This is a genomic window from Luteimonas sp. BLCC-B24 (assembly GCF_028550595.1).
GTDB lineage: Bacteria > Pseudomonadota > Gammaproteobacteria > Xanthomonadales > Xanthomonadaceae > Luteimonas.
Genome location: NZ_JAQQGN010000007.1, coordinates 172,372 through 184,467, shown reverse-complemented (window position 1 = coordinate 184,467; position 12,096 = coordinate 172,372). Strand labels below are relative to the sequence as shown.

The following is a 12,096-nucleotide window of genomic DNA, read 5'->3' as shown; positions in this document are numbered from 1 at the left end:
GCGATGGCGGTTTTGCTTACTTTTGACAAGACAAAAGTAAGCCGCGCGAACAGCGCGGAAGCTCTGTTCTTCGCGAATCATTGGAATCAGGCGCTAGCGGTGAACGAAGCGAAGCAACGCAAGTGCACGGCTTTCGCCCGCTGCGCGTGCGAGTTCCTTTTTGAAGGACCCAAAAGGAACCAAAAAGTCCCTTCGCCGGACGCGATCCGCCGCATGAAGCCGCGGCGGGCCCCTGCGCTTCTCGGGCGACGGGGCACGCAGCCCAAACTCGCTGCGCTCAAACATGGGCTGCTCTTCGGCCCCGCCGCCCTGCGATGCTCGGCTCGCTTTACGGCTCGAAAGATCAAAGGCCGAGACCGAAGCCGAAGCCGAAGCCAGAGCCAACACAGAGTCAAAACCAAAGCCACAAATGCAGGAGCACAATCACGAGCAGAAGCAAAGTCGCAACAGATTGAATCGACGCATGCACGTGCACGACGCCAATGGCCCACCACGAATAACCACCGGAAAAAGAAACGGCCCCGCGAGCGGGGCCGTCTCATGATCGATCGAACGCCGCCGCTCAGGCGCGCAGCACCCCCGGCAGCCACAACGACAGTCCCGGAAACAGCGCCACGATCAGCAGGACGATGAACCCGGCGATCCAGAACGGCCAGATCGTGCGCATGCTCTCGACCACCGTGATCTTGCCGATCGCCGTGCCGATGAACAGCACCGAGCCCACCGGCGGGGTCACCAGACCGAGACCGCCAGCCAGCACCAGCACCAGGCCGAAGTGGATCGGATCGATGCCGTAGGCCCGCGCCACCGGCAGGAAGATCGGCGTGCAGATCAGGATCAGCGGTGCCAGATCCATGAAGGTGCCGAGCAGCAACAGCACCAGGATGATCATCAGCAGCACGGCGAGCTTGCTGTGCGCGAACGACTGCAGGAACTCGACCGCCGCCGAGGGCACCTGCAGATAGGCCAGCAGCCAGCCGAACACCGAGGCGGTGGCGATCACGAATAGGATCACGCCGGTGCTGCGCGCGGCATGCACGATCGTCTCCATGAACTCGCGCACGCGCAGCTGACGGTAGAGCACGATCGTCACCAGCAAGGCGTAGACCACGGCGATGGCCGCGCTCTCGACCGCGGTGAAGATGCCCATGCGGATGCCGACGAAGATCAGCGCGACCAGGCCCAGGCCCGGCAACGCCGACACCAGACGCAGCAGCACGGTGCGCCAGCCCGGGAAGATCTCCACCCCGTACCCGCGCTGGCGCGCGACCAGGTAGCCGGTGAACATCAGCGCGACCGTCATCAGCAGCGCGGGCATGATGCCGGCCGCGAACAGATCTGCGATCGACAGGCCGCCGCCCGCCGCCGCGGTGAACAGGATCAGATTGTGCGAAGGCGGCACCAGCAGCGCGACCAGGGCTGCGGTGATGCTGACGTTGACCGCGAAGTCGCGGTCGTAGCCGCGTTTGACCATCTGCGGAATCATCGTGCCGCCGACCGCCGAGACATCGGCGATGGCCGAGCCCGACACGCCGCCGAAGAACAGCGACGACAGGATCGACACCTGGCCCAGACCGCCGCGCATGCGCCCCACCAGCGACGAGGCCAGCGCGATCAGCCGCTCCGAAATGCCGCCGCGCATCATGATCTCGCCGGCGAAGATGAAGAGCGGAATCGCGATCAGCGACGCCGAGCCGATGCCCGCCGAAACCTGCTGCACCAGCACGATCGTCGGCAGGTCGAGATACAGCAGCGTCGCCAGCGCGGCCGCGGCCAGGGCGAAGGCCACCGGCACGCCGACCATCAGCAGCCCGGCGAACACCAGGAACAGAATCGCGATCGCCATGTCAGAGGCCCTCCCCGGCCGGCGGCGCGCGCAGCACGCGCACGAAACGGTTGAGTGCGAACAGCACCATCAGCGCGCCACCCAGCGACAGCGGCAGGTAGTTGATGCTCTGCGGCAGGCGGGCGCCGGCGGCCTTGATGTGCAGGCCGTCGACCAGCAGCACCGCGCCCCACCACGCGATCACCGCGCCGATGGCGATGATCACCAGCGGCACCAGCAGCTCGACCAGACGACGGATCGCCGGGCGCATGTGGTCCTGCAGCAGGAAGAAGCCGAAGTGGCGATTGGTGTGCACGCCGGCGGCGGCGCCGAGACTCATCGCGATGCTCAGCAGCAGCAGGGTCACCGGCTCGGTCCAGCTCGGCGAGTCGTTGATGACGTAGCGCGCGAACACCTGCCAGCCCTGCACGATCACCAGGCCGAACAGCGCGGTGGCCGCGACGGCGATGACGGCATCGGCAAGCCGGTCGAGCGCGCTCCTGGGGGCGCCGTCCGGCGCGAGGGTCGTGTCTTCGGACATCGTGGGTACCGTGGGGCGAATGGAGGGATCAGGCCGACTGGCGGATGCGTGCGTACAGCGCCTGCAGTTCGGGGTGGCGCAGGTAGCGCTCGCGCAGCGGCTGCGCGGCGGCACGGAACGCCGGCATGTCGACGTCGTTGAACGCGATGCCGTAGTCGGCCACGGCCTGGCGCGCGGCGCCTTCCGAGGCATCCCACAGCTGGCGCATCACCGGCACCGACGCGCGCGCAGTGTCGATCAACAGGTCGCGATCGCCCGGACGCAGTGCCTCGAGCGAGCGGCGCGAGATCAGCAGGATGTCGGGCGCGTAGGAGTGCTCGCTCTGCGACCAGAAGCGCGCGGCCTCGAAATGCCGGCTGGAATGGAAGCTGCGCATGTTGTTCTCGGCGCCGTCGATCATGTGCGTCTCCATGCCGGAGAACGTATCGCCCAGCGACATCGGCGTGGGATTCGCGCCCAGCAGCCGCACCAGATCGATGAACATGTCCGACGAGGCCACGCGCAGCTTCAGGCCACGCAGGTCCTGGGGCGTCACGATCGGATGGCGCGTGTTGTAGAAGCAGCGCGCGCCGCTGTCGTAGACCGCCAGACCGACGAGGTCGCGCGCACCGAAGCCGTCGAGCACGGTCTGCGCGATGCCGGCATCGAGCGCGTGGCGCATGTGCGCCACCGAGTCGAACGCATACGGCAGGCACAGCGCGGTGGTCAGCGGGAACGCGTTGTTGAGCGCACCGGCGTAGACGCGGGTCATGTCGATCGCGCCGAAGCGGGCCATGTCGATGGCCTCGGCTTCGCGGCCGAGCTGGCCGGAGTGGTACTGGCGCAGACGCACGCGCCCGCCGGTTTCGCGCAGCATCGTCTCGCCGATCCACTTCACCGCCTCGACGGTGGGGTAGTTCGCGACGTGGACATCGGTGGCCGTGAGAACGGTGGTGGCCTCGTCCGCATGCAGCGCGGCAGGCAGCAGCGGCGCGGCGCAGGCCGCGCCGAGACCGGCGAGGAAGGCGCGCCGCGTGGTCATGCCGCGGCCCCCTCCGATCGCGGCGCGGCGGCCTTCGCGACGAGGGCGATTTCGCCGTAGCCGGTGAACACCACACGGGCACGCTGCCCGGGCAGGATGTCGTGGATACCGGTGGCATTGCCGGTCGCGATGAGCTCACCGGCCTTGAGCGGACGGCCGCGCCGCGCCGAGCGGGCCAGCGCGAACGCGTAGGCCGCGCGCAGGCCGCCGGGCAGCGTGGTCGCGCCACCGGTGCCGACGCGCGCGTCGTCGATCCAGCTCTCGGCGGTCAGCGTGGTCTCGTCGAGCGCCGTCCAGTCGGCGATCTCGCCGCCGACCACGAGTCCGTTGTTGTTGCCGAAATCCGAGACCACGACGCGCGGGCCGAGCTGGTTGATCGTCGCCAGCGGGCTGCTGGCGACCTCCAGGCCGATGAACAGCGTCGCCGGCAGTGCGGCGGCCTCGTCCGGCGTCCAGTCGGTCTTGTCGGCCGGTGCATCGGCATCGAGGCGCAGCACGTACTCGGCCTCGATCGCGCCGAAACCGCCGTCGAACACGTCGAATGCGGTCGCCGTCTCCGCCTGTTGCAGGCGCGAGCGGAAGACGGGACCGAGCAGTCGTTCGTCGCCGGAGGCGTCGCGCTTTTCGGGAGCGATGTAGCCGACCTTCCAGCCGACGACCGGATCGGCCCAGCGCGCGATCGCCTGGTCCTGCACGGCGTAGGCCGCTTCGAGATCGTCGGGAATCACGCCGGGGAAATCGGGCAGCGATCGGCCGTTGCGCCGCGCGTCGAGAAAGGCGTCGACGATGCCGGAGGTGTCGTCGGACGGCGTCGCGTGCGACGACGGGTGCGCGGTGGCGTTGTTCAACTCGATGCTCCTGGCCGGGTCCGTTTGCTGCACCGCAGATCGCGATGCCTGGGGGTGTCTTGTATGGTAAACCGGTGTCATCTTCAATGTGCAGTGCGGCAAAAACGCGACGCGGCCACGCGAAGACGGAGTGGATGTGATGCGGATCTGCGGTTTCAATGCGGTGTTCTGCGCTGCCCTGCTCGCGCTGCCCGGCGTCGCCCGGGCGGTGGTGGCACACGAGGACGCGGCGCCGGTTCTGCCGCTGTGGCCCGCGCGTTTCGCCGAGTCGCCCGGCCGGTTGACCGAGCGCAGTGACGATCCGACGCGGCCCGATCGCATCATCGAGGACGTGCGCGCGCCCTACCTCGTGGTCCATGCGCCGCCCCGTCCCAACGGCACCGCGCTGCTGGTCACGCCGGGCGGCGGCTACGCACGCATCGTGCTCGACAAGGAAGGCACCGCGCTGGTGCCGGCCTTCGTCGAGACGGCAGGCATCACCCTGTTCGTGCTGCGCTATCGCCTGCCCGATCGCGCGCACGTCGAAGGCGCCGACGCACCACTTGCCGACGCGCAGCGCGCGATGCGTCTGATCCGCGCGCACGCGGGCGGCTACGGCATCGATCCCGCGCGGGTCGGCGTGATGGGATTTTCCGCGGGCGGTCATGTCGCGGCGCGCCTGGCGACGACGACGGACGCGGCCTACGCCGCGGTGGATGCCGCAGACACGCTGTCCGCGCGCCCGGATTTCGCGCTGCTGGTCTATCCGGTGATCACGATGCAGCCGCCGCTGGCGCACCCCGGTTCGCGCGCACGGCTGCTGGCCGCCGGTGACGCAGCCGAGACCGACGCCGTGGCACGCCTGTCTCCCGACCGGCACGTCACCGCCGCAACACCGCCGCTGTTCCTGCTGCATGCGCAGGACGACGACGCGGTCCCGGTCGGCAATACGTTCGCGTTGCACGCCGCCGCGCTGCGCGCCGGCGTCCCCGTGTCGCTGCACGTCTTCCCGCACGGCGGCCACGGCTTCGGCATCCGTGGCGCCAGCGGTGCCCTCGCCCGCTGGCCGCAGCTGGCCCTCGACTGGATCCAGGAACAGACCACGCCATGACCGATCGTCCCTCGCATCCCGCCCGTCGCCACTGGTTGCGCGTGGGCATCGGCGTCGCCGCGCTGTCCGCGGTGCCCGTCGCGTTCCCGTCTGCGCCGTCACCCCGCACCACCGTCGCGCGCGTGCGCAGCGGCCGGATCGGGGGCGGCATCGAGCAGCACGTGCACGTGTTCCGCGGCGTGCCCTACGGCGCCGATACCGCATCGCGTCGCTGGCAGCCCGCGCTGCAGGAATCCGCGTGGCGCGGCGTGCGCGACGCCCTCGACTACGGCCCGTCCGCGCCCCAGCGTGGCGGCGAAGGGCCGGGCAGCGAGGACTGCCTGCGCCTCAACGTCTGGACGCCGGGCCTGCGCGACGGCGCGAAGCGCCCGGTGCTGGTCTACATCCACGGCGGCGCGTTCAGCACCGGCTCGGGCAGCGATCCGCTCTACGACGGCGGCGCGCTGTGCCGCCACGGCGACGTGGTGGTGATCACCCTCAACCATCGGCTTAACGCGTTCGGGTATCTGCACCTGCGCGATCTCGGCGACGCGTCGTTCGCGCACGCCGGCAATGTCGGGCAGCTGGATCTGATCCAGGCGCTGGAGTGGGTGCAACAGCACGCGGACGAGTTCGGCGGCGACGCCGGCAACGTCAGCGTGTTCGGCCAGTCCGGCGGCGGCGCCAAGATCGCCACGCTGATGGCCATGCCGGCCGCGCGCGGCCTCTTCCACCGCGCGTGGACGATGAGCGGGCAGCAGGTCACGGCCGCGGGCCCGCGCGCGGCCGCCCAGCGCGCGGAACTGTTTCTCGGTGCACTGAACGTCGCGCCGAGCGAACTCGCGCGGCTGCGCAGCCTGCCGTTGAAGGCCCTGCTCGATGCGCAGAGCGTGCGCGACCCCTCGCGCGTGGAAAGTAGCGCGCTGTACTTCGGACCGGTCGTCGACACGGTGAACCTGCCGCGGCACCCGTTCTGGCCCGATGCACCGCCGCAGTCGGCGCACATCCCGATGGTGATCGGCAACACGCGCGACGAAACGCGCGCCTTCCTCGGCAACGATGCCGACAACTTCGCGCTGACCTGGGACACCCTGCCCGCCAGGCTGCGCACGCAGCAGTTCGTGGATCTCGACCCCGCGGTCGTCGTCGCCGAATACCGGCGCCTGTATCCGGATTACACGCCGTCCGAGGTGTTCTTCGCCGCGACCACCGCCGGTCGCTCGTGGCGCGGTGCGGTCGAAGAACTCGAAGTGCGCGCCGCGCGGGGGACCAACACCTGGGCCTACCAGCTGGACTGGTACCCGCGCACCGACGAGGGCACGCGCCTGCGCGCGTTCCACACGCTCGACATTCCGCTGGTGTTCGGCAATACCGGCGTGAGCGGCGCAAAGACAGGCGACGGCGAAGACGCGCGTGCGGTCGCGGCCACGATGCGCGACGCCTTGCTGGCGTTCGCACGCAACGGCGACCCCAACCACGCCGGCATGCCGACCTGGACGCCGTACTCGATGGAGGCGCGCGAGACGATGGTGTTCGATGCCACCGCACGGCTCGAGCACGATCCGCGCGGCGGGGAACGTATGCTCTACCGGCAGGCGCCCTTCCTCCAGCGAGGCACGCAATGACCGCACGCCGCTCCGCTCTGTCCATCGCCGCAGCTGCGCTGCTCGCCGGCTGCATGACGACCCCGCCCGCCGGCAGCCCGACGTTCCGGCACGCGCCGCTGGTGCGGGAAGCCTTCATCGCCGATCCGTCCGCGCACGTCTTCGACGGCCGGGTCTACGTCTACGGCTCGCACGACGTCGACGAGCCGCCGCGCGACGACGAACCGGGCAGCGCCTTCGTGATGCGCGATTACCGCGTGCTGTCGATGGACCGCATCGGCGGGCCGGTGACGGTGCACCCGCCGGGCCTGCGGCTGGAGGATGTGCCCTGGGCGGACCGGCAACTCTGGGCCCCCGACGCGACGCACCGCGACGGCCGGTATTACCTGTACTTCCCGGCGAAGGATCGCGACGGCATCTTCCGCATCGGCGTCGCCACCGGCGACCGGCCCGAAGGCCCGTTCACCGCGCAGCCCGAGCCGATTCCCGGCAGCTACAGCATCGATCCGGCCGTGTTCGTGGACGACGACGGCGCGCGCTACATGTATTTCGGCGGCATCCACGGCGGCCAGCTGCAGCGCTGGGTCTCGGGTCGTTACGACGCGCGCATCGGCGACACCGATCTCCGGCAACCCGATGCGCCCGCGCTGATGCCGCGCGTCGCACGGCTGTCCGACGATCTGCTGGGCTTCGCGGAAACGCCGCGCGAGGTCATGCTCGTCGACGACAGCGGCGCGCCGCTGCGCGGCGGCGACCTCGACCGGCGCTTCTTCGAAGCGGCGTGGGTGCACAAGTACCAGGGGCGCTACTACTTCAGTTATTCCACCGGCGACACCCACACCATCGCCTATGCGACCGGCGACTCGCCGTACGGACCCTTCACCTATCGCGGCGTCGTACTCACGCCGGTACAGGGCTGGACCACGCATCACTCGATCGTCGAGGCCGACGGCCGCTGGTGGCTGTTCTATCACGACACCGAACTGACCGACCGCACCCACCTGCGCAGCGCGAAGGTCGCCGAACTGGTGCACGAGACCGACGGCCGCATCCGCACGATCGAGCCGTTCGTGCGCTGATCCGGAGCGCCTTCGCGCCACCTGTCGCAGGCCGCCGGCGCGCGCACGTGCCGTCCTGCGGGTGCCCGGTCGCGCGCGTGCGCGTCCGCCGTTGGCGGGCAACGCCCCCGCAACCGCAGCCGACGCAATGCCGCGGACACAGCGCGGATCTCTGCGGACCTCCCGTTCGCCCCAGGCGCGCCCGCGCGCGACGGGGCGTCAGCGTTCGCGCCCCTTCGCGCGCGAACGCGCTCCTCCTGGACGCCGGGCAGCAATCCTGGCCTCAGCGCACCTCGACGACGTTGTTGAGCCGCGTCACTTCCTCGCCGTCGCCGGGCAGCGCGATGCGCACCCGTCCGCCGCGCGGATCGATGCCGGCCGCGTGTTCGAGGCGAAGCGTCGCGGTTCTGGGTCGCAGGTCGCGCGGTGCATCGAGCGCGGGAATCTCGACGCGGGCCAGCGCACGGCCGCGTGCGTCCTCGAGGATTGCGACGCCGCCCGGCGCATCGGCGTGGCCCAGGCTGTGCACGGTGACCTCGACCGCGCCGTCGACCACGCGCACATCACCGCGGCCGATGCCGATGTCGGCGCGCGTCTCGACCGGCGTGCCGGCTTCGATCAATTCGAACTCGAAGACCTGGGTCTGGCCCGACGCGAACGCCAGGTCGACCGACGCACTCGACTCCAACACGACCTCGCGCGTCTGCGCGCGGCCGTCGATGGTCTCGTCGCCGTTGCGGTCCACGCCGCTGGTGATGCGCCAGCGGCCGGGGGCGACGTTCCAGCCGGTCATCGCCGCCCGCGCGGTGCGCGCGCCGGTGTTGTGCGCGATGACCTTGAAGGCCTCACGCGAGGGCGCCGAGACGAGCAGCGCGACCTGTTCCGCCTGCGCGTCATCATCGAAGCGCCAGCTCACCGTGTGGCCCGGGTACGTGGTGTTGCGACGCAGGGCCAGGCCGCCGAGGCGTGCGCGCTGCAGGAACTCGCTGGGCGCCTCGACGCGATCCGACCACCAGTGGCCCTCGGTGTTCATGTACTCGCGCATGGCCTTGGCGCGGATGCCCTCGGCGTGCAGGGCTTCGAGATACGTCTTGTCGCCCGTCTGCTGCCAGGCGAACACGCTCTGCACGCCGGTCTCGCCGCGATCGGCCGACTGCTGCAGGCGCGCGCCCCAGTCCTCGCGCCGGCCGAGCACGTCGACGTAGTTCTCGGCGAGGTTGGACAGGCCGGCCGGACCGCTGCGGTCCACGCGGTACTGCAGCGGCTGCAGGTACTTGACGTCACCGGTCCAGCGCCACGCGGCCCAGTACAGATGCATCGTGTCGGCGCCGCCGGAGCCGTCGAACAGGTCACCGCCGCGGCGTTCGCCGGTCGCCCAGTGGATCTCGTTGGGCAGCTGCCAGGCGCCTGTGTCGTCGGTGTAGGCATGGGCGAGATAGCCGTCGGCCAGCCCGGTGATCATCGCGCGGCTGGTGGGGTCGGCGTTGAACACGCCGAGCACGAACGCCGGATGCAGCACCGGGAACGAATACGGCTTCTGCCACTGCCAGCGCGGCTCGCGGTAGACCTTGTTGCCGCCGAACCAGTTGCTGGAGAACAGCAGATGGCCCTGCGGATTGCGCAGCACGATCTTCTCGTCGAGGTCGCGCACGGTCTCCATCAGCCGCGTCATCGTCAGCGGATCGCCCCAGTTGAGCAGGGCCATCGCACTGTTGGTATTGATGCCTTCCTCGTAGGCGTGCAGTTCGTCGGTCTCGATCGTCGACAGGCCGCCGGCGAACATGCCGTTGGCATAGGCCGCATCGGCCAGGGCGGTGATCGAGGCATTGAGCTTGTTGGGGATCACGCCCATCAGCGCCAGGCCCGGCCACTGCTGGGACAGATCGCTGTCGTCGGAGATGCCGCCGCCGAAGTCGCCGAACTCCACCTGGCGCTCGTCGATCCACCACTCGATGAAGCGGCGCACGGCCTTGAGATCCTCGAGCTGGCGGAAGGCCCACAGCGGCACGCCGGCCGGCGCCTCGGGCTGCTCGAACGGCGGCAGGCCCTGGCTGTTGTAGCTCATGTAGTTCCAGTAGCGCCGGCCGAGCTCGTGATCGGGATCGACGCGCAGCAGATCGCTGATGTCGGCGAACACGCGCTGGTAGAGGCGCTGGCGCTTGGACGTGGTGTGCTCTTCGACCAGAAAGCCCCAGTTGTCGCGCACCTGGTTGAACCGGTCGGCCACGTGTTCGGCAATCGCGTCTTCGCGCGGCTTGTAGACCATGCGCACTTCGGCACCGTCGAGGGCGCCCGCGTCGAATCCCGGCGCCGCCGAGGCGATGCTGATCCAGAGGCTGTCTTTGGTGAGGATGCGGTCGCGCAGGTCCAGCCACAGCGTGCGCGGCTGCCCCGGCGTCACCGACACCGAGACATCGATCATGTCGCGCGCCGGCCAGATGGGATCCTTGACGCGGATGTTGAGCGGAATGGCCGGAGTGCCGTCCACGGTGTGGGTGGCCGGCAGATCCAGCGCGGGAATGTCGATGGCGATGCCGTCGAGTCCGTCGTACATGTTCTCCCAGCTGTGTGCCCAGCTGCGGATCAAGGGCTGCGCGGCCGGCGCGTCGCCGATGCCCGAGGGAATCAGCACGTGCACGATCGGCTGCGCGTCGGCGGTCGCCGGCGCTGCCGGGCGCGTCCGGAATGCGGCGCGTCCGGGAAGCGCGAGCGCCATGCTGCGCTCGCCGGGCGCGAAGCGGCCCTCGATGTAGCTGCGCAGATCGGCGAGATTGGTGTAGTCGATCTCGGCGTTGCTGCGGATCGTGTAGGCCTGCTTCACCGAGCCTTCGGGCTCGGCCGCATCACTGACGTGATAGGCCCAGATCTCCTGGATCGGCGTTTCCTGGGCGGCATTGGTGAAGCGCAGATGCCCGCCGCGCCGGGTATCGAAGTCGTCGACGCTGCGCACGATGCCCTGCGGCCGCGAGAACAGCGGCTGCTGGCTGTCGCCATCCGCGCCGTAGGTCGCGTCGCCATAGGCTGCGCCGCGCAGTTCGATGCGGTTGAAGGGCTCGTCCGGCAGGGCGAGGTCCAGCGCCTTGCCGCCGTCGACGTAGGTGTCCCAGTCGGGCAGCTGGAAATAGTCGTCGCGCCCCCGCAGCCGGGAGCGGTTGTACACGCCCGGCCACGTGGTTTCGGCGATGCCGTCGGTGCCCTTCCACATCCACTGCTTGAGGTCCCGGGTGTCGGCGAACTCGACCTTGCGGATCGTCGTCACCGGTGACGCGAGCAGCGGCGGCGCGGCGCCGTCCTGCCAGCCGTGGCGGAACCGCCACGCCGCCAGACGATCGTCCGCGGCCACTGCAGTCGTCGGTGGACGGAAACTGCGGACCGCCTGCACGCCGGCCGCATCGAGCATGCGGTCGTGCACGCGGATGTCGTCGAAATCGCTGCCGCGCAGGAAGTTGTAGCGGCTCTGCACCTGGTGCGGCGCGAGGATACGCGCCGCGAGGCCGAACTGGTCCAGCCCCGCGTCGTAGTCGAACGACGCCTGGGCATTCGCCGGCCGGTCCTCACGCGCGACTTCGCGGCCGTCGACGTACAGGCGCACGCCGATGGTCTCGTCCCAGGCGAACGCGATGTGGGTCCAGGCGTCGGCCGCCGGGGGCGTGTCCATGCGGAACGACACCCGCGAGCGCGCAAGGTTGGCGTCGGTGACGAAGGCGTCGAAGCCCGCGCCGTTCCAGTCGATGCGCAGCCACGCCATGTCCCAGCTGGAGTGATCGGCATAGCCGACGCGGAAGATCACGAACGGCGCCTCGCCGACCGGATCGCGCGCGCGCCAGAAGAAGCTCAGCGTGCCGCGTGCGGCGTCGATGTTGCCGGGCGCGTTCCACGACAGCACGCCGTCGTCGTCCCATTCGATCGCACGGCCGCGCACGCCGGCGTCGACCAGCCGCACCTTGTCCTTGAAGTTGGGCACCGGATCGCCGAGCGCCGTATCGGCGACGAAGTCCCGATCGGCCGAGACATGGAACAGCAGGCGCGGCGCATCGGCGGCCTGTGCGGCGGCGATCGCCAGCGACAGCACGCTGGCGGCGAGGATGCGGCGACGGTGGACTCTGGACATCGGATCTCCCTGTTCTGCG

At 69.8% G+C, this 12,096-nt stretch carries 8 protein-coding genes; 3 read left to right on the top strand and 5 right to left on the bottom strand.

Annotated elements, in window-relative coordinates:
• Positions 1-562: 562 nt before the first annotated feature.
• The 4 genes from PQS31_RS14345 to PQS31_RS14330 are packed head-to-tail and all read right to left on the bottom strand — an operon-like array spanning position 563 to position 4,235.
• On the bottom strand, positions 563-1,846 hold the full coding sequence (locus PQS31_RS14345; RefSeq protein ID WP_272763422.1) for a TRAP transporter large permease: 1,284 nt from the start codon (positions 1,844-1,846) through the stop codon (positions 563-565).
• 1 nt (position 1,847) lies between these two features.
• Positions 1,848-2,366 (bottom strand): TRAP transporter small permease, encoded by a 519-nt coding sequence (locus tag PQS31_RS14340; RefSeq protein WP_272763420.1) that lies wholly within the window; start codon positions 2,364-2,366, stop codon positions 1,848-1,850.
• Positions 2,367-2,394: 28 nt separating this feature from the next.
• A complete protein-coding gene (locus PQS31_RS14335; RefSeq protein ID WP_272763419.1) occupies positions 2,395-3,387 on the bottom strand; it encodes a TRAP transporter substrate-binding protein in 993 nt (330 codons plus the stop codon).
• Positions 3,384-4,235, bottom strand: coding sequence for a 2-keto-4-pentenoate hydratase (locus PQS31_RS14330; protein WP_272763418.1), 852 nt, complete (start codon positions 4,233-4,235; stop codon positions 3,384-3,386). Before PQS31_RS14330 ends, PQS31_RS14335 begins: the two co-directional genes overlap by 4 nt.
• 139 nt (positions 4,236-4,374) lie before the next feature.
• On the opposite strand from PQS31_RS14330, the gene PQS31_RS14325 reads away from it, so the two are divergent.
• Genes PQS31_RS14325 through PQS31_RS14315 form a run of 3 tightly spaced genes read left to right on the top strand, consistent with a single transcriptional unit; the run spans position 4,375 to position 7,987 of the window.
• Entirely contained in the window at positions 4,375-5,325 is a 951-nt protein-coding gene (locus PQS31_RS14325; RefSeq protein ID WP_272763417.1) for an alpha/beta hydrolase, read from the top strand.
• Entirely contained in the window at positions 5,322-6,929 is a 1,608-nt protein-coding gene (locus tag PQS31_RS14320; protein WP_272763416.1) for a carboxylesterase/lipase family protein, read from the top strand. The genes PQS31_RS14325 and PQS31_RS14320 overlap by 4 nt, the downstream gene beginning before the upstream one ends.
• Entirely contained in the window at positions 6,926-7,987 is a 1,062-nt protein-coding gene (locus PQS31_RS14315; RefSeq protein WP_272763415.1) for a glycoside hydrolase family 43 protein, read from the top strand. Before PQS31_RS14320 ends, PQS31_RS14315 begins: the two co-directional genes overlap by 4 nt.
• A gap of 262 nt (positions 7,988-8,249) precedes the next feature.
• Here the strand turns inward: PQS31_RS14315 and PQS31_RS14310 are convergent, their stop codons facing one another.
• A complete protein-coding gene (locus tag PQS31_RS14310) occupies positions 8,250-12,077 on the bottom strand; it encodes a LamG-like jellyroll fold domain-containing protein (protein ID WP_272763414.1) in 3,828 nt (1,275 codons plus the stop codon).
• Between the last annotated feature and the right edge of the window lie 19 nt (positions 12,078-12,096).